This window comes from Vibrio sp. 10N.286.45.E10 (assembly GCF_002874195.2).
Taxonomy (GTDB): Bacteria; Pseudomonadota; Gammaproteobacteria; order Enterobacterales; family Vibrionaceae; genus Vibrio; species Vibrio crassostreae.
This window is the reverse complement of sequence record NZ_MCWD02000002.1, coordinates 860924-879603: the sequence shown is the minus strand read 5'-3', so window position 1 is coordinate 879603 and position 18680 is coordinate 860924. Positions and strand designations below refer to the sequence as shown.

Here is an 18680-nt window from a genome sequence, read left to right as displayed (position 1 = left end):
CTTAGTCGTTATCGATCGATTTCAGCACTTTACATGGATTGCCCACTGCAACCACATTGGTTGGAATGTCTTTAGTCACCACACTTCCAGCGCCAATCACACTGTTCTTACCAATGTTCACGCCTGGGCATATGATTACGCCCGCACCAATCCAAGCATTGTCACCAATAGTAATTGGTGTACCGAACTCAACACCTTGTTCAACGCGTCCTTTAACGTCTAGCGGGTGTCCTGCTGTTAACACCTGAACATTTGGCGCGAACAACACATTGTCGCCAATCGTTACCTCTGCCACGTCTAAAAATACGCAGTTAAAGTTGGCATAGAAGTTCTTACCCAGCTTAATGTTTGAGCCATAGTCACAACGAAATGGCGGCTCTAAATAGGCACCTTCAGAATCAGGAATCAGCTTATCAATTGCCGTGCGCCACTCATTGGTATCTGGAATGCTGTTATTAAGTTTTTGCAATACCTTACGACACTCGATTCGCTCCGCGTACAGCTGCTCATCCCATGCTAAATAAGGCTCACCAGCTAACATTTTTTGTTTTTCTGTTTTCACGTTACTTACCTCTTTTCACACTACTTACCTAAAAATGGTCAATTCAACGACCAAAGAACGCAATATCGCATATCTAATAAAGCGGAGTAAGCAAGGCTTTAGCACGATTTCAGAGATGTATAGCCCATCACTTTTTGTAGGCCAAATATGAAATCGACTCTCTGTTAATTGAGCTTAAATACGCTGAGCAACTGAATCGCGCAGCACCAAACTGCCGGTAGTGTTGATGGCCTCAGCTTGTTCAGCATCACCAACAATTTTCAGGATCGCCTTTTGTATCATCTGCTCCAGCGGTACGCTGACAGAGGTTAAGCTTGGTGTGAGGAATTCACCCACTTTGCTGTTATCAAAGCCGACGATAGAGATGTCTTTGGGCAATGAATAACCCAGCTTTGTTAACGCCTTAATCGCGCCAATCGCCATGTCATCGTTTTCAGACAAGATCGCAGTGAAGCTTGCTTTGCTCTCCGCTAAAGCTCGCCCGGCACGGTAACCACTTTCCATCGTCCAATCGCCCTGAACGACTTTGGTTTCATCTAGTGCAACACCGTGCTTGGTTAGTACATCTTGATAGGCTTTAAAACGCTGTTCATCGGTCGATGAACTAGCTTTACCACGAATGACCGCAATATCTGTATGGCCCTGTTCAATAATGTGTTCAACCATCAAACAAGCACTTTGATAATGATCGGTGGTGATCGCGTGCTCAGGCTTCGAAGGCATTTCGCGGTTAAGCACCAGAATCGGAGTATCGGTGCTATCGATGATCTGCGCTATCTCGATTTCCGTTAAACATTGCGGATAGATGATGATGCCCGCGCATTTCATATCGAGTAGGAAGTTGATCGCTTTTCGCTCATCTTCAGCACTGTGTTTACCATCGGTGATCACCAATTGGTGATTCGACTTTTCACTGTATGAAGCCGCGTGGTACATCAAGGAAGAAAAGTAAGGGCCGTTGAACAACTCATTGGTGATAACAAAGCCGATGAAGTTGGTCTTCTTGGTCGCCAATTGCTGAGCTAACAAGTTTGGTCGATAGCCCGTTTCTTGAATCGCATCAAATACCTTTTTCACCACATCTGGGCGCACGATATTCTTGCCGTTTAAGACACGAGAAACGGTCGACTTAGATACGCCTGCGCGGTTCGCGACATCAAGCATTGTGACCATTTGCTTACCCTTCTATAAAAAATTAGCCGGCCTAAGCCAGCTAATTGTATTGCTTAGTGAAACGGCAACGCTCGCTGCCGTTTATTGCAGGCATTCTAAATAGAGGCACCGTTAGATGCAATCACGTCTTTGTACCACTCAAACGACTTCTTGCGTTTGCGATCCAAAGAGCCTGACTGGTCATTGTGCTTGTCTACGTAAATGAATCCGTAGCGCTTTTTCATCTCACCGGTGGTGAACGACACTAAGTCGATACAGCCCCAAGGGGTGTAACCCATCAAATCAACGCCATCAATCGCTACGGCTTTTTTCATTTCTTTGATGTGATCGCCAAGGTAAGCGATGCGATAGTCGTCATTAATGCTGCCATCTTCTTCAATGGTATCAACAGCGCCAAAACCGTTTTCAACGATGAACAATGGCACTTCATAACGCTCATAAAGAGACGCCAAACAGTAACGCAGGCCTGTTGGGTCAATCGGCCACCCCCAATCGCTCGACTTAATGAACGGGTTCTCTACCGAGTTTTCATGGCCGCCGTCCATTGCTTCTTCAGTCGATTGGTGAGAAGAGGAATCCAAGGTGTTTGACATGTAGTAGCTAAAACCAAGGTAGTCCGCTTTACCTTCTTTTAAGATCTGCTCATCTTCAGGCTGCATTTCAATATTGAAGCCTTTAATAGCCCAATCGCGTTTTGCGTAGCTTGGGTAGTGACCGCGAACCATCACATCCGAGAAGAAATAACGGTCACGCATCGCTTGCTGTGCCACCATGATATCTTCTGGCTTTGAAGAACGAGGGTAGAAAGGCACCATCGCACACATTGCGCCGATCTGAAGATCTGGGTTGATTTCGTGACCTTTCTTAACCACTAATGCACTCGCAACAAACTGGTGGTGAACCGCTTGGTACATCGCTTCCTGTGGCTTTTCACATTGTGGGAACTTCACGCCAGAGCATAACCAACCGAAGATATCTGCCGAGGTGTTCATCTGGTTGTTGATCTCGTTGAACGTCATCCAGTATTTCACTTTGTGCTGGTAACGCTCCATCACAGTGGTTGAGTACTTAACGAATAAATCGATCACTTTACGGTTCATCCAGCCACCGTATTCTTTGGCTAGATGGTAAGGCATTTCAAAGTGGCTCAGCGTCACGACTGGCTGGATATCGTATTTCAGAAGCTCATCAAACAGATCATCGTAAAACGCTAAGCCTGCTTCACACGGTTCTGCTTCATCGCCATTTGGGAAAATACGTGTCCACGCAATACTGGTGCGGAAACACTTAAAGCCCATCTCAGCAAATAACTTAATGTCTTCTTTGTAACGATGGTAGAAATCAACCGCCACTTGGTTTGGGTAGTTTTCGCCGTCGATCACACCATCGGTGATTCGACGCTGAACACCATGAGCACCTGCCGTTAATACGTCGACCACACTCACGCCTTTACCATTCGCATCCCAGCCGCCTTCTAACTGATGCGCCGCAACCGCGCCACCCCATAAAAAATCGTTTGGAAATTCGTTATTCATACCATCACTCGCTACAAGTTATTCGCTAGAAAATAGATAGGTTTAAGGTAACAAACTTAAAAGCCGCAACTCTGAAACCGATTTCAAGATACAATAAAGATACACACTGAAACCGGTTTCAACAAGAGTTTTTTTGATCTTTTTTTGATCACAAGATGGGGTTGAAAAAGCACTCTTAAGCGATGAATAACATTCAAAAACGCCAACACCTGATGCAAAAAAGCCAGCTCTACGTGGGTTGAGCTGGCTTTGCGTTGTTAAAGAAAAGAGTCGACCAGACTACGACAATGGCAACTGACGGATCATCTGCTGAACCTCATTACCATATTTTATGCGCTGTCTGGTCTCTTCGAGCGCGTACATTTGAGTCTTCTTCGCTGCAGGATTAACACTTCGACCTTCGGTTACCATGTTATCCGCTGATGACTTTTCCTGATCTAATCGCCCAGGTATCGTTTTCACCGTAGACCAGCCCAAACTGCCAATCGAACGTGCCGTCATTATGCCTTGATAGATAGTATAACCACGAGCTCCAACCTTTACTTGCCCAAGGAGGATCTTTGTGAAGCCGCCATGAATAGGAGGAGGTGTGTATGTCATGGTCTTACCTCCCTGAGTCATTCTTGTCGCAATCACCTGCCCTTCTGAGCTTCCTATTCGCATAGCCGGATTCGTTTTATTGGCCCATGCCACGTTGTACTCACTCGAAGGTCTGATTTTATTCATCAAGCGAGAACCAAGGCCTGGCTGTGTAACATCTTCCAGAGCACCGCCAGCTCTTACCCAACGTAAGTTCTGAACCGACTTATAAGCCGAATATCCGCCACTCACCACACCAATAATATCGAACGGAATCGTCGCTATATCGAGTTTGCGGGAAATGTCCCCATCATCAATCACACCAGAAGCAATTTGTAATGCACCGCTGGTCATTCCTGCAATGCCACCGATGATGCCAGCCGCCAGCATCAAGCTTGAGCCGCCGGTAGGCGCGGCCAAGGCAATGCCCACTAGCCCAGCAAGCACACCAAAAGCACCAAACAAGATCTTGCTGATATTCAGGTGGCCACTTGGATCGGTGAAGTTGATAGGATCATTGTGGCAATACACATAAGCGTTATGCACACCCTCATTAAAAGGCGCCAAACTGTCTGGTGCATTGAAACGCATCAGCTTAGGTTGGTAGACGCGATAGCCTTGACCTAAGTGATAACCTTGCAATACAGGGTCCAGCCACTCACCATTGAAGCCAATGTCTGAGTGAGAGATTGTCATCGACTGCGCCATCGCTAAACGAACTGAAGTTGGTAGCAAGGATATGCCACCAGCCACGGCCGCAGTTTGACCAATTTTAATCAGAAACTGACGGCGATTAAGTGGGGTAATAAATACCGAGTCTTTATTCTTCATTTGCATTCCCCGCTTGCTCGCGTTGTCCATATGGAGAGTAACGGTACATCGAGCCCGTTTTCCCTGAAGTATTAGAGGCAATGACCGAACCATTTTGATCGGTAGCTAACAGGTTTGTATCCGAGCCTGCCTCAGACCATATAGGGACCCCTTCGTGATAGACATACTGAGTAAGCTTGCCATTTTCCTCTATTGTTGAGAGGTCACCCCATAGATAACTAAAGTGGCGAGATTCCGAAGAAGACTGCTGAGCCGAGAGTCGGTCGTTGCTGTCATAGTGGTATAACCATTCGGTATTGTCGGCAAACACACGCTGTAGGCGGTCAAAGTTGTCATACTCGAGCACTCGACCATCCGCGTCTTGAGTCATGTTGCCATTCAAGTCGTACTCGATTGATACTTGGCTATCCAGTTGTGGATGAGAGTGAGCAATACTGGTCAACCGGCAAGGGTCATCCAACTCGTAAAAATAACGAGCGAAATCTTCAGATTCAGCCGTCAATGTACGCTGAGTCAACATGTTACCCAGCTCGTCATAGCTCCACTCAATTGAAGTCATTGGCTGTCCCCAATCACTCAAAGGCCCCGCGCCAAAAAATTCAACCTTAGTAAGCTGAGCAAGCTCATCATAGGTATAGCTTTCTGTCAGATTACCTAATGCCGCACACTCTTTGGTACGAGATTCGAGCAAGCCTAGCGCGTTATATTCTTGCGATTGTTCAAAGATATAATGGTCGTTCAAGGCAATAACACGGTTCACTTCACGGCTGTATTCATCCCACTCAAGCTCGGTGATTTGAGTTTGATTGCCAGACACCAAGGTTTCGACAATCACACGATCAAACTCGTCATATTCGTAATAAACCGTTGTCGAGTTTGCGCTCAGCTTCACCAATCGTCCGAGTTCATCATAACCATACTGTCGAGTATCCGTGTCGCCATCAACGGCAGCGATAACCCCACCATCCGAATAGCTGTAGTAACGAATCTGTCCTTCATTCACCTCTACTTCAGGCAACCCCTTCGACGAATAGGTGATGGTGCTTTGATTGCCTTCACTATCTTGACTCCCGGTTTGCAAGCCGGATATTGGGTCATGACTATAGTTAACAACCTGCCCATCAGACGACTTGGCACTCAATACACCCAACTGACTATCGCGAGTAAACTGACGCACTGGCGCTGACAAGCTAGTTTCAGTTTCAGGAATATTACTGCTGTCTGAGTAGGACCAACTCAACGCCGCTTGAGTACTCGCACCGCGTCGTAGTGATCGCTGACGTCCTAAGCCATCAATGTCGCGTTGCCCCACTGTTGTCCCGCCTATCTTCAGATCTACAACCTGTGACTGGTCGGTATGCTCAGCGTAGGTGATATTGTGATTGACACCGTTCGCTTGAGTCATGCGAATCACGCGATCAAAACGGTCGTAATGGTAGTGCTTAGATTGAGCAAGCGGGTTGGTTTCTTTGATCAGTCTCCCCCACGAATCATACTCATAATCCCAGCTATGAATCCCCTGCTCTTTTTTGTCTTCAAGACCCCAAGTATTCAGAGAGCTCACCGTCATGGTTAAGCCTTCAATGCCCTGAGTTTTCTTACGCGATGCAAGGTTGTTAAATTCCACGCGACGCTTTCCGTTCGCAAGCAGTGTCGATTTAACCTGCCCCCAGTCGTCATATTCATAGCTCTCGGTCAACACTACAGGTGCCGATCTGGAATTACGATCAGGGAGCACATCATAGGTACTCTTGCTTTGCAGCCTGCCAAACGCATCGTACATTTTTGTCCATACGACGGAGTTGCCAACCTTGGCTTCTAATTCTCGTCCTTGACCATCCCAGCTCTGCTCACACAAGTTACCTTTGCAGTCAGTTAACAGCAGAGTTTGTCGGCTCAAACCAGTATCAACAATATATTGGTACGAACGGGAAGCACTTCCTTCAATTCGCTCTTCTGTGGTTCTTCGAAGCGTGTCATAAGTAAATGAACAGCTGACACCGTCAGAGTCGACATGTCGCGCTAACTCACCAATATCAAGGTAGTGACCAACAACAAGGTTGGTTTTCGTATTATCATGACAAGTCAGTTCTTCGTGTTCTTCAAGAACATCATTATCCAATGCATACTGATAGCGCGAAGTAGCAGAATAGACACCATTAGGATGAAGGATGTCATTTTGCACCGAAGCCAGTCGACTAAATGAATAGGTATCACTAGGGTCAGTTTGATAGGCGTAATGAGTTTGGTAACGTTGCGTATCTTCTTCTAAGCTCAGAACCACGTCTCGCTGACCATTTAGCCCCTCTAGAGAAGCATATTGATATGCGATCACTCTTTGTTCTGAGCCATTGTCTAACGTGCGAGATTTGACGAAATTCACCATGCCAGTTGGTGATGCCGGACAGCCAATCTCACCATTTTTAGCATAGTATTCATAATGTTCCGTAATGCTATTCTCGTCGACAAATCTAAGCATGTTGCCGTATTCATCATAGTCCCAGAATCTATTTTGAGCTTGGCTATCCGCTCCAGAGAACCAAATTTGCTCCTCTTTGCTGATCAATGAGTACTGAGCCGGCTGAGCGGAAAACTCTTGATTATCAAGGGCGGGATAGTCCAACCTTTTCAAATGAACAAGGTTACCATCGACATGTCGAGCTTCTTCAACAAGCAGGTGGAACTGATTGTAGGTTTGAGCAGTAACAATAGAGCCATTTTCAATTTTTTGTACGCGATAACTGTACTCTCTGCCACGCTCCAGTAGATTATCAAGCCCCTCGCTCAACTCACCACCGGGCGATCCGTAGCCCATAAAATTACGACTGTCGGTACCAATGCTGTCATAGGTTGTCGTAATAACAGGAGAGTTAAGTGTCAACACATCATGAGACGTCACCGCAGGTAAGTAAGTCATCGAATTGATTCGAATACCGTCGGCTTTGTATCTCAGTATTTCCGTTAAACCACAAGGATGAACCACTTTCTCAATTAGCGTGTATGTACCAATGCTTAGATAACCAAAGCTATAGCTACCAGCGCGCTCAGGTAAGTCACACTTAACCAGCTTACTGTTATTTAGCGTAAGACCAAAAAAGGCCTCGTGGGTACTGCCAAGATTGGTAAAAATATTGACGCGACCTGCGCTCACATATTCAATCCACAGCAGCGCTGTTTGCTTGTTTGTTCTATCGTCCCAAATTTTTTCCAAGCGCTTATTTTCGCCAACATTGAGCCAAGAGAAATAGAGTGCATGACCATTACTTTGAATGATCTTAATGATGTCGCCATCTTTATCTAGAAGATCGGTACGGCCATTTTTATAGGTAATTTCGTAACCATTCGCGCTAGACGATACCGAAAAATCGAGCAACTTTTTGTAACGAATACTCATTTCTAGATTGGCATTTAATTCAGCGCGATAAGATTGCCCGTTGGCTAGATAGAGTTGTTTATTTTCAATATCGTATCTCGGAAGATTTAACTTCCAACCTTTACCAAAACCAAGGTTATCTGCTGAATAAGGTGAGAATTGAATGGAGATATCGAGGTTTGGTCCCTTGAGCCAGTTACCAATAAGAGAGCCAAGTAAGATTTGGTATGAGTAGCTTCTGGTCCTTTGGTCTACACCGCCCGAACAAAAACTATCAAAGTTAAAAGCATTTGAAGTCCAATTAGACATAAATTTCCCCTAAAGTGGATGAGTTAGCTCAAATGGTTGAGCTAACTCTGTTTTGTTCGAGTGTTATTGGCTAACTAGGGTCCAACGGGTGTAATCCCACTTCTGACCACCACCAGTAAATTCACTTTGAGGATAAATAAGCTTCAATGGTCCCTTGTTACCGTATTGGTCAAATACAGTAAATCGGTACTCCTTTTGCGAATCGTTGTTTGACGTTCCGTTGTTCGAATATAAGAGCTTGCTAAGAGTCACTGATCTTAGCTGTTGGTTAACACGCCACACTGCAGTTCGGCCTTCACCAGCAGCACTATTCCAGACATACTCGTCAGAGACTTTGCGCTCTGAACCTGGAACAAATATATAACCTTTCACAGAGCGATTATCGTCTGGGCAATCTGAGTAGCAGCCCAGCCATTCATCATTTAGGAACACTTTATCGCTATCTGACTCGTCAAAGTTATCCATAGCAACCTGAACCAGTTGAACGGACGTATCTTTCGGCGTCACATAAAAGTTACGCATCTCTGCTTTATCAAAATAGAACCCGTCGGCGTTAGCTTCTTCCCACACCAATTCGCCTTCCCCAAGCTCAGAAAAGTCAGCTGCGCTGTAAGACTTAGGCTGTACGCTTTGGTAGAACGCACTGCTTTCATTAGGAAATGCACAGCTGTCGTAGTAGTTGTTGTCATACTGGCTTCCGGCATCAAACTTAACCTTCATACACACTTCACGATATTGCGCGACTTCGTTGCTATAGACCCAAGCGGTTAGTTTAGTATCACTTGCTGAAACACGAGAGGTAGGAAGGGTCTTAGAGTAGCCATAACTGCTGCCCATTTGGTGCGAGTAGTCGTTTGGATTTAATGTATATCCCCAACAGCCTCTTCCGTAACTACAATCTTTGTCTTTCCCTAATTCTTGCCCGCTGTTCTTTAGGTAAAAAGAAACCGCTCCCTCCAAGTCACTCTTAGGCACGGTCACAGCTCTGCCGAAACTATCAGCAAAGGATACGGAAACACTGAGTTTTGATTGCATTCTCCCGTTGGCGTAAAAAGGCATCGGCACACCGTTACTTTCGTTATGATCAGCCGTTAAATCATCGTCTGTCACATGATAATCACTATTAATGGCAGCAACACTTACATTCGAAAAAACACACGCCGACATTGCCAATAACAATGACTTCTTCATCGATAACTTCATAAATTGACCCTCAACATTATTCGTTAAGAAATTAAATAAAAAGCACAGTTATCTTTAGATATGACACTTTTTTGATAATTAAATCGTCTAAGGTCTTTGCCTTATTAAATATTCACACCATCAAATTAAGTAAATGCCATTGACTCTTCCAATAACCATAACTTACACACCATCTAATTGATTAAACGGATAGCGCCAAGTTAATTAATCACTTCATCAATGTAAAATCAGCCAGCATTCATGACACCTACCACATAACAGAAAAAAATGAAAAACAATACCAAACATAAACAAACACTTAAATTGACAAATGCAACATCAAATCAAGATTATTCATTTATCAACCACGCTAATAATATAAATTTAATTATTTTTTTGTAAAAATAGCATATTTATTTGTCGTGACTCGCATCGTTACACTACCTTACTGTCAATACTATCACTGATTTTACATTGTTTTTATATTAACAAGAACTATTCGAGATAAATACCCTTATCAATAAAATGGGAATATTCATGATTCAGCTTATTCCCTCAGAATTTATCCAGCTCGTTAATTACGTCAAAATATGAAAGTTGCCGTGGAATTACGAACATGTTCATTTATTAACCGAGATTTTTATGTTTTCATCTGATTTCTATTAATATAAATAATGACAAGTTAATGAGTTCTATTAATGATTCCTCTCAATATTTTGAAAAGCTTGTTTGACCCGTCTACCAGTGTAGGCTTTAGACTTCATACTCAATTTACATCGAGGTATGTCATGTCTATAAATCGTTCCTTTGCAGTGCCTCAACCACTGCTGTCATTTTTTAATTCGCTATCCGACCCAGCCAAAGGAATTGCACTCGCGCTTATCTCGAACGCGCTGTCTATTTTAGTGGGTGTGATCGTGCGAGAGTTAAGCCAAACCATCGACATCTTCCAAATTCTACTGTTTCGTCAGCTTGTTTTTGTGACTCTGTTAATGCCTTCTATGGTCAGTAACATGGATGCGATGCTCAATCCTAAGATGGTGTCGATGCATGTGTGGCGCGTCACCGGGGCGTTCATCGCCCTCTACTTTAGCTTCTTAACCGTGAGTAACATTCCCTTTGCCGACGCGACCGCGTTAGGGTTTATGACGGTGTTGTTTGTGGCAGTCATTTCCCGCCTGTTCCTGCAAGAAAACGTAGGCTGGGCACGAATGGCAACCATATTGGTATGGGTTTACTGGGGTGATGTTGGTCGTGCAACCGACGTTAGAAAGTGAGTCTTTGTTCTATATCGGGACGGGGTTGGTTGCTGCGTTAGGTGCGGCGATAGCGGTTATCTGTGTGAGAAAAATGACTAATATAGAATCCAAGGTCGTGGTGTTGGCTTATCAAGCGATATTCGTTGGCGCAGTCGCTCTAGTTCCGGCAATTATTGAGTGGAAATGGCCAACAGGTTCTGAATTCCTGCTGTTGATATTGGTTGGTGTGATCTCGTCTATTGGTCAATGGTTTGGTGTGACGGCCTACAAATGGGGAGAAGCGAACGTAGTGTCGAATGTCGAATACTCACAAATGATCTACTCAATGGTTCTAGGCTATCTTTTGTTTGCTGAACTACCAAACTCACTCGCTTTGATCGGTGCGAGCTTGATTTTATTCAGTGCCATCCTACCGTTTATCATCAAAGTGAAGCGGAAACACTAACAGTCCATTGTTCAGGCTAACTGTTAACTGGTTACCTATTTATGCCCCAAACCGCATTTAGCAAGGGGCATTGATCATGCGTTTATTAATGGTGCTCAAAATACTGATCATGTTGTGATTTAGCAGACTGATCTTGAGTTCCCGGATAGAACTGGACGAGTGTCTGGTCGGCGAGCGTAAGATGAATCCAACCCTCTTTGACTTTCAGCCAATTAGTGCCGCTTGTCTCATAGACAATAGGAAAGCTGCCCCAACCTGATTCTGATACCTGCAACTCTTGAAAACGGTCAATTGGAGTGAGTTTATTGCTGTTGAAATCAGCATTAGAGTAAACCAGCAGAGGCTCGATAGCATCGGTTGGCTTAAACGTATAACAACTGATAGAGGCTGAAGTGCGATCAAACCATTGGTAAGGCTGCGCGCCAGTTAAATCATAAACGGTGCAGTCATTGAACTTAATGGCCCACTCTTGGTGAGCTTTAAAGCCGAGATAGCCTATTGGCTGTAATGGTTCAGGCTGAAAGTCAGTCTCTGGCTCATAGACCGGTTCTGAGGTAGTACATCCCATAAGCCCAAGACTAAAAAGGAAAGTCACAGTACGCTTCATCATTGTAATACCTCAGTTCCGTTAATAGATAAGTAACCCAATTAAGTCTCTATATTAAACGGTAAGTTCTAAGCGATTACCATCAGGATCGAGCACACAACTCTCATAATAGCCATCACCTGTTCTTCTTGGGCCGTCTAAGCGCTCATAACCGTTTTCAACCAAACGCTGAGTCAGTTCATCAACCGCTTGTTCCGAGCCTAATGAAATCGCCATATGAATGAAGCCTGTGAACTGGTCATAAATGTCATCTTTCGATTCAGGCACAGAATCCATTTCCATGATCTCTAAACGACTTCCAGTTTCGAAAGACAGGAAGTATGAAGAGAAACCTTTGGTTGGGTTGTGATATTTTGAGTTTGATGTTGCGCCGAAATAGTCTTCATAAAATCGTTTCAACACTTCGAGTTGTTTGGTCCAAATCGCGATATGTTCGATCTTCATTTTTATCACTTAATGTTTACGTATGACACTAGATTACTCGCCAAATAAGGAAGGATAAACAGAACAGAATTCATCAAAGATGTTCCTATTTAAGGATCGGCTGAATTATCAAAATAACAACAATTAGCTGCACAGTATTAACATCTAAGTTTGTGTAATACATAGCTTTGATCCATAGTCGGGTTTTTACACAATCCGAGATTTACACTGTGAGCTTTTTAAAACTGATCATGCTAGCTGCAATATGGGGAGGCTCGTTCCTTTTCATGAGAATTGCCGCGAATCCATTGGGCCCAACGGTGTTGATTGAAGCTCGAGTGCTGTGCGCTGCCGTCACTCTACTCTTGGTTTCTTTTTACCTGAAAAGGAAGCTTTCTTTTAATGCCCATGCGAAGCACTTTTTCATTCTTGGCTTGTTCAATACAGCGCTTCCTTTTTTGTTTTTCGCTTATGCCGCACAGACACTGAACGCCTCGACACTTGCTATCTTGAACTCAACCGCGCCAATATGGGCGGCAATCATTGGTGCGATATGGACAAAAACAACACTCGAGGCGAGAGTTCTACTAGGGCTTGGGATTGGAGTAACAGGAGTTGGCGTGTTAGTCGGCTGGGATGCGATGAATATTGGCCAAGAAGCTATACTTCCTATTTTTGCTGCGGTGATGGCGGCCTTTAGTTACGGAATAGCGTCAAACTATACCAAACAAGCACCTAAAGTTGAGGCATTCAATAATGCTCATGGCAGCATGTGGGCGGCTGTATTAATCGTATTACCATTTGTGTTCTTCATTCCGATGAGAGAAGCACCCAATCTCACCATTACCATGTCGGTCATCTTATTGGGTGCAGTATGTACCGGGTTAGCGTACCTACTTTATTTCAACCTCATCAATGAACTTGGTGCGCCTTCGGCTCTATCTGTCACCTTCTTGATTCCTGTTTTTGGCATCTTATGGGGCAACCTTTTCTTAGATGAAGCGATTGGTATCAACACAGTGGTTGGTTCAATTCTTGTTATCACTGGTACTATGTTAGTAACCGGAATGACGCCGTCTAAGATGATAGAGGGCGCCAAACAGAAACGAGCAGCAAGAGCGGCTCGTTAGTCGGCCATGTATTGTTGAATCCTGTTTCTCAACCACTGATGAGCAGGATTCAAATCGGTTCTCTTATGCCAAATCATATACTGCTTCATGGGCAAGACCTCGAAAGGCTGGTCGAGCACTTGCAGTTGGAATCGCTCCGCAAACTGATTAGCAAAATCACGAGACGTGCTACCAACACAGTCTGAACCAGAGACCAACACACACATCGTCATCAATGAATCACATTCGGAACTGACTTTTCGTTGCTGTATCGGGCTTTTTGTAAAGTAATCTGCGGTATAGAGGCGAGAGCGACGCATTCTGAAGGTGATGTGTTTCTCATGATAGTACTGCTCTTCCGTTACCGAACCATCAATCCTTGGGTGCCCTTTCTTGGCGATCAATACGAGCTCATCTTCGATCACTTGCTGGTTCATATAACCATTCACTTGTGGGTAGTGAATATCGATCGCCAAGTCGGCTTGTTGCATGCTCAAACTCTGCAGAAGATCTTCCTCATTGCTTGGCACCATATTGAATTCGATTGAGATATTTCCCAGCGTTTCATCTTGCTCGACAAGGGGCTGAAGCTTGGTTAAACCGATCTCATTCACTAGAAGTCTGAATACATGATGCTGCTGGTTATCGAATTGCTTTAAAGTACTGACTGCGCTGGTTATCCCCTCGAGTGCGGGTTCTACTCGGCTTGCCAGTTGCACCGCAGCGTTAGTCGGAATGATCCCTCGACCTTCACGAATAAACAGGTCAGTATCAAGCTGAGATTGGAGTCGCTTCAATGCACCACTCACTCCTGGCTGAGTCATACCCAGTGATTCCGATGCTAAGGTAATCGACTTTAATCGGTATACTTCCAAAAACACGCTCAGCAAATTCAGGTCTAACTTTTCAACATCACTCACAATCACTCTCCATGTCAGGTGTGGTCGCATCGAGCCTACGACGAGCTTTCGGCTTCAATATGTCACTATTAAGCATACAACACATAACAGTTCGTGATGTGTTAAATAAAGCTTACTTTATTTTTTGCTATATGTCTTATTCCTATAATCGCCTCAACGAAACAAAATTCTGAAATGAAGAGGCTATTATGAAAACTTCTCGCACATTCAAAAATGCATCACTGTTCCTAGCTATTTCTCTCGCATTCCCTGCGGTTGCAGCCAATCATGACCACGCACACTTCAGCGAAATTGGCGACCAAGGTGGCAAAAATGCAACCGAAATGACCACTAAAGCAAACAACGAGTTCGCAAAAACTCTTAACTTTGCTGATATTCGCGCTTTTGAGAATAACAACAAAGGCTTGATTGCTAGCTTTGACCAAGAGACTGGCGACATCATTCGCAATAGCTTTAACTTCATCGATCCAAGTGTTAATAACGCAGACCAAGCACCTGATTCGGTAAACCCTTCACTTTGGCGCCAAGCGGTATTAAACCAAGCGGCTGAAGGTTTATATGAAGTTGTTCCGGGTAAAGTATACCAAGTTCGTGGTGCGGATTTAGCGTCTATCTCTTTCATTCGTAGTGACAGTGGTTGGATTGCTTACGACGTTCTTCTTACCAAAGAAGCAGCAGCTAAAGCTCTTAAATTTTTCCAGAAAAACGTACCTGATGGCGGTGAACTGCCAGTCGTTGCAATGGTTTACTCTCACTCTCACGCTGACCACTTTGGTGGCGCGAGAGCAATCAAAGATGCATACCCAGATGTAAAAGTGTACGGTTCGAAAAACATCACTAAAGAAATCGTAGATGAGAACGTATTGGCGGGTAATGCAATGTCTCGTCGTACCGCTTATCAGTACGGTGCAACGTTGAACCGACACAAGCACGGTATTGTAGATGCGGCGCTGTCTAAAGGTCTATCAACAGGTAGCATTACTTACGTACTGCCAGACTACGAGCTAAACCATAACGAAGAGATTGAAACTCTGGTTATTGATGGCCTAGAAATGCAATTCATGGATGCATCTGGGACGGAAGCAGCCTCTGAGATGGTGACTTATATCCCGAGTATGAAAGCACTTTGGACTGGTGAGCTGACTTACCAAGGCATGCACAACCTGTACACACTGCGTGGTGCAAAAGTACGTGATGGCTTGAAGTGGTCGAAGAAGATCAACGAAATGTTGGTGACATGGGGCGAAGAAACTGAGGTGTTATTCGCCTCCCACTCAGCTCCAGTTTGGGGTGAAGAAGAGATTTCTGACTACTTAAAAATGCAACGTGATGCTTACGGTTTTACTCATAACCAAACGCTTCGCTTAGCGAATAACGGTGTGGTTCTGCAAGACATCGGTGATGCGATTTACGAAGTAATGCCAGACAGCATTCAGCAGACTTGGCACACAAACGGCTACCACGGTACTTACTCTCACAACGCTCGCGCTGTGTACAACATGTATCTTGGTTACTTCGATATGAACCCGGCGAACCTAAACCCATTACCAATCGAGCCAGAATCGGTGAAGTTTGTTGAGTACATGGGCGGCAGCGATGCTGTGATTGAAAAAGCGCAACAAGATTTCCAAGAAGGTGAATACCGCTTCGTTGCAACCGCATTGAATAAGGTGATTCAAGCAGAACCAGATAACAAAGTTGCACGTGGCCTATTGGCAGACACTTACGAGCAATTGGGTTATCAATCAGAAGGTGCAGGTTGGAGAAACATCTACCTAACGGGCGCTCAAGAGCTTCGCATTGGCACTCAGCCGGGCGCACCAAAAACGGCATCTCCGGACGTGTTAGCGAACATGACGATTGAAAACCTACTCGATTACTTAGCAGTAAAAGTGGATTCTCTAAAAGCACAAGAAACACCATTTACATTGAATATTCAGCTACCAGATGTGCAAGAGTTCTACTACGTTGAGATGTCTAACGGTAACCTGAATAACATTCAAGTAAGCGAGCTACAAGACGCTGAAACGACACTGATCATCAATAAGTCTGACGTGTCTGATATCGTGCTTAAGAAAACAAGCCTTGGAAAACTGTTAGAAGACGGACAAGCAGGCGTGAAAGGTGACAAATCATCTCTGAACAAACTGTTGTCTTCCCTGACTGAAGCTGACACCTCATTTGAGATTGTGCCGCGTCCAAACAAAGGTGAAGAAGTTGATGCAGAGCTATACCAAGATTCAGCGGTACACGCGCATTAAGCTCCAAAAAAATATCTATAAAATAACAACGTCAAACAAAGCCAATATAGGCTGAAAAAAGGCTAATAACGACCAAGCCTCAACTAAAAAATTTAGTTGAGGCTTTTTCTTGCAAGAGTATTTCCTCCAGCAGGCTTAAATCTTACCATTACAAACCACTCACAAAAGCTTTAGAGAAATCGCAGTATAATATCCAGCAATCCTACCCGACTCAGTATTGTCATAATTCTCATTTACAGCACATTACCTAACCGTTGTTCCTCCCATCATGTGAACTAGTATGAATTTTGCGCACCGAATCTTTGTTATAAAAGTTACACGGGAAATGTTTCAAAGGAAGAAAAATGCAAAAAACAATTCTGATCACAGGGGCCACGGATGGCATTGGTTTAGAGACCGCAAAAGCACTAACACAACAAGAGCACCATGTTCTGATTCATGGTCGCAACCCAGCTAAGGTTAGTAAAGTCTTGGCCGCTCTGTCTCGCCTGTCTAAGAGTGCAATCATAGAAAGCTATATCGCAGACCTATCGACGCTCTCTGATGTCGATAAACTCGCCACCCAAATCAAAAATAATCACAAGCGACTCGATATACTGATCAACAATGCTGGCGTATACAAGGTGTCGGACATCACCACCTCAGACAACCTTGATGTACGTTTTGTTGTGAACACCATTGCGCCTTATCTACTAACACAGAAGCTGCTCCCTCTTTTTGGTGCGACAGGTCGCATCGTCAACCTATCTTCAGCAGCCCAATCAACCGTAGATTTAGAAGCGCTTACCAGTCCGAACGCAGGCAAATTAGATGGCCCAGTTTACGCGCAAAGTAAGCTCGCGCTGACAATGTGGTCTATCGAATTGGCCAACACTCTATTAGATAATAGACCTGCGGTGATCCCGGTGAACCCTGCTTCTTTCCTTGGCAGCAAATTGGTCAAAGAGGCTTATGGCGTGGACGGGAATGATCTGGCAATTGGAGCCGATATCCTTTGTCGCGCGGCACTCAGTGACGAGTTTGCCAGCGCTTCCGGTCAATATTTTGATAATGATTCTGGGTTATTCAAAGATCCCCATGCCGATGCATTGAATCCCGCTAAAAACCGTAAATTAGTGGAAACGCTTGACCGGTTGCTAAAAGAGAAATTGTGCATGGCACCCAGTTGATTCTGGTAGACACATAGCATCACACATGCTTGATAAAGGCTTGGCTTAACTGCTGGAAGAGTGAGTCTACGTTGGGCAGAGGCGTCACATGCTCAGACAACGGAGTATGAACGTGCGGATCTACAACGGTCAGATTGTCGCAAATTTGATTATAAAAATTTACGGGTGCAACGATGTTCTCTAAGTCGACATCTAACAAGATACAGGCTTGTGAAAGTACTATTTGACCGCCCCCTCGTTTAAGTAAAACGCGCTGAGCAGTGCCCACTATTTTCTGTTTGTTGATATTGAGGTTGTAGTCGCCATCACAGTAAGAACCGGGAGTTGCATGCACATCCACATCGACACCTAGTTCTTTAAAAAACAGGGTTAAGACATTGCACAGATGTAGATACGCTTTTTGAATATTGTACGCTTCGTCACGAGGCCAATGATAAATGTGCGATAGGTTAATGATCCCCGGCAGTTGAGGAACGGGAGCACCACCTGTTTTACGCGAGGTGAGCTGCCAGCCTTGTGCCTCAAGTTGCTTTCTAGATTCTACCGTCACTGGCCACTTTTTACCTGCGGGCAAAACGAGTGTTGGCGTTTTTGCTTGCCATAGCATTAAGGCTTGTCCAATCTCTCCAGCCTGTATTTGCTGCAATAATTCAGCTTCTTTTTCAAACGCACGATCAACATCAATGTGCGGGTAACGTACGAGTTTATTCGTTAACTTCAATGCACTTTTCCTCAACAGATTGTGGTGACTTAGTATTTAACGTTCTGGGATGGTTGATGAGATAAACATATATCTTAAACCCAATGCAGCATAGCACCGATTACCTCTCCATCCTTTTTTCCTTTCGCTATTGAGATGTATTGATTTAGCTAAACCACTTCCACTTTGATGGCTTCAGTCTTACAAGGTTGTCTGATATGGTGGCGGCAGAACTTCAGCAAT

13 protein-coding genes and 1 pseudogene are annotated in these 18680 nt (G+C 44.4%); 4 read left to right on the top strand and 10 right to left on the bottom strand.

Annotated elements, in window-relative coordinates; genetic code table 11:
- Position 1: 1 nt before the first annotated feature.
- The 6 genes from BCU34_RS16970 to BCU34_RS16945 form a co-directional block, all read right to left on the bottom strand.
- Positions 2–562, bottom strand: a complete 561-nt coding sequence (locus tag BCU34_RS16970; RefSeq protein ID WP_102480553.1) for a sugar O-acetyltransferase — start codon at positions 560–562, stop codon at positions 2–4.
- A gap of 174 nt (positions 563–736) precedes the next feature.
- Positions 737–1735, bottom strand: coding sequence for a LacI family DNA-binding transcriptional regulator (locus tag BCU34_RS16965; protein WP_102480552.1), 999 nt, complete (start codon positions 1733–1735; stop codon positions 737–739).
- Positions 1736–1830: 95 nt separating this feature from the next.
- On the bottom strand, positions 1831–3270 hold the full coding sequence (locus BCU34_RS16960) for a 6-phospho-beta-glucosidase (protein WP_102480551.1): 1440 nt from the start codon (positions 3268–3270) through the stop codon (positions 1831–1833).
- A gap of 279 nt (positions 3271–3549) precedes the next feature.
- Complete coding sequence (locus tag BCU34_RS16955; protein WP_102480550.1) at positions 3550–4680, bottom strand: RHS repeat-associated core domain-containing protein; 1131 nt, start codon at positions 4678–4680, stop codon at positions 3550–3552.
- Positions 4670–8362 carry an RHS repeat protein gene (locus BCU34_RS16950; RefSeq protein WP_102480549.1) on the bottom strand — a complete coding sequence of 1231 codons (3693 nt, stop codon included), beginning with the start codon at positions 8360–8362 and terminating at the stop codon, positions 4670–4672. The genes BCU34_RS16955 and BCU34_RS16950 overlap by 11 nt, the downstream gene beginning before the upstream one ends.
- Positions 8363–8425: 63 nt before the next feature.
- Positions 8426–9553, bottom strand: coding sequence for a hypothetical protein (locus tag BCU34_RS16945; RefSeq protein WP_102480548.1), 1128 nt, complete (start codon positions 9551–9553; stop codon positions 8426–8428).
- A 779-nt stretch (positions 9554–10332) separates the two neighbouring features.
- Here BCU34_RS16945 and BCU34_RS16940 point away from each other — a divergent pair.
- Positions 10333–11248, top strand: a pseudogene (locus BCU34_RS16940) (DMT family transporter).
- An 85-nt stretch (positions 11249–11333) separates the two neighbouring features.
- Here BCU34_RS16940 and BCU34_RS16935 read toward each other — a convergent pair.
- Both BCU34_RS16935 and BCU34_RS16930 read right to left on the bottom strand, forming a co-directional pair.
- Positions 11334–11858 carry a hypothetical protein gene (locus BCU34_RS16935; protein ID WP_102480601.1) on the bottom strand — a complete coding sequence of 175 codons (525 nt, stop codon included), beginning with the start codon at positions 11856–11858 and terminating at the stop codon, positions 11334–11336.
- A gap of 51 nt (positions 11859–11909) precedes the next feature.
- Positions 11910–12299, bottom strand: a complete 390-nt coding sequence (locus BCU34_RS16930; RefSeq protein WP_048660915.1) for a VOC family protein — start codon at positions 12297–12299, stop codon at positions 11910–11912.
- A gap of 230 nt (positions 12300–12529) precedes the next feature.
- On the opposite strand from BCU34_RS16930, the gene BCU34_RS16925 reads away from it, so the two are divergent.
- Positions 12530–13408 (top strand): DMT family transporter, encoded by an 879-nt coding sequence (locus BCU34_RS16925; protein ID WP_102480611.1) that lies wholly within the window; start codon positions 12530–12532, stop codon positions 13406–13408.
- On the opposite strand, the gene BCU34_RS16920 is transcribed toward BCU34_RS16925, so the two are convergent.
- Complete coding sequence (locus BCU34_RS16920; protein WP_048660913.1) at positions 13405–14307, bottom strand: LysR family transcriptional regulator; 903 nt, start codon at positions 14305–14307, stop codon at positions 13405–13407. The genes BCU34_RS16925 and BCU34_RS16920 overlap by 4 nt on opposite strands.
- Positions 14308–14495: 188 nt before the next feature.
- On the opposite strand from BCU34_RS16920, the gene BCU34_RS16915 reads away from it, so the two are divergent.
- Positions 14496–16568: an alkyl/aryl-sulfatase gene (locus BCU34_RS16915; protein WP_102432577.1), complete on the top strand. Its 2073-nt coding sequence runs from the start codon at positions 14496–14498 to the stop codon at positions 16566–16568.
- A gap of 344 nt (positions 16569–16912) precedes the next feature.
- On the top strand, positions 16913–17737 hold the full coding sequence (locus BCU34_RS16910; protein WP_102480602.1) for an SDR family NAD(P)-dependent oxidoreductase: 825 nt from the start codon (positions 16913–16915) through the stop codon (positions 17735–17737).
- Between the two features lie 19 nt (positions 17738–17756).
- Here BCU34_RS16910 and BCU34_RS16905 read toward each other — a convergent pair whose 3' ends face one another.
- Positions 17757–18458 carry a biotin/lipoate A/B protein ligase family protein gene (locus BCU34_RS16905; RefSeq protein WP_102480603.1) on the bottom strand — a complete coding sequence of 234 codons (702 nt, stop codon included), beginning with the start codon at positions 18456–18458 and terminating at the stop codon, positions 17757–17759.
- Between the last annotated feature and the right edge of the window lie 222 nt (positions 18459–18680).

What these genes read in the sequence shown, in the direction of transcription:
- BCU34_RS16965 (WP_102480552.1), bottom strand. Translation starts at nt 1,735, where the DNA reads ATGGTCACAATGCTTGATGTCGCGAACCGCGCAGGCGTATCTAAGTCG.
- BCU34_RS16960 (WP_102480551.1), bottom strand. Translation starts at nt 3,270, where the DNA reads ATGAATAACGAATTTCCAAACGATTTTTTATGGGGTGGCGCGGTTGCG.
- BCU34_RS16955 (WP_102480550.1), bottom strand. Translation starts at nt 4,680, where the DNA reads ATGAAGAATAAAGACTCGGTATTTATTACCCCACTTAATCGCCGTCAG.
- BCU34_RS16950 (WP_102480549.1), bottom strand. Translation starts at nt 8,362, where the DNA reads ATGTCTAATTGGACTTCAAATGCTTTTAACTTTGATAGTTTTTGTTCG.
- BCU34_RS16945 (WP_102480548.1), bottom strand. Translation starts at nt 9,553, where the DNA reads ATGAAGAAGTCATTGTTATTGGCAATGTCGGCGTGTGTTTTTTCGAAT.
- BCU34_RS16935 (WP_102480601.1), bottom strand. Translation starts at nt 11,858, where the DNA reads ATGATGAAGCGTACTGTGACTTTCCTTTTTAGTCTTGGGCTTATGGGA.
- BCU34_RS16930 (WP_048660915.1), bottom strand. Translation starts at nt 12,299, where the DNA reads ATGAAGATCGAACATATCGCGATTTGGACCAAACAACTCGAAGTGTTG.
- BCU34_RS16925 (WP_102480611.1), top strand. Translation starts at nt 12,530, where the DNA reads ATGCTAGCTGCAATATGGGGAGGCTCGTTCCTTTTCATGAGAATTGCC.
- BCU34_RS16915 (WP_102432577.1), top strand. Translation starts at nt 14,496, where the DNA reads ATGAAAACTTCTCGCACATTCAAAAATGCATCACTGTTCCTAGCTATT.
- BCU34_RS16910 (WP_102480602.1), top strand. Translation starts at nt 16,913, where the DNA reads ATGCAAAAAACAATTCTGATCACAGGGGCCACGGATGGCATTGGTTTA.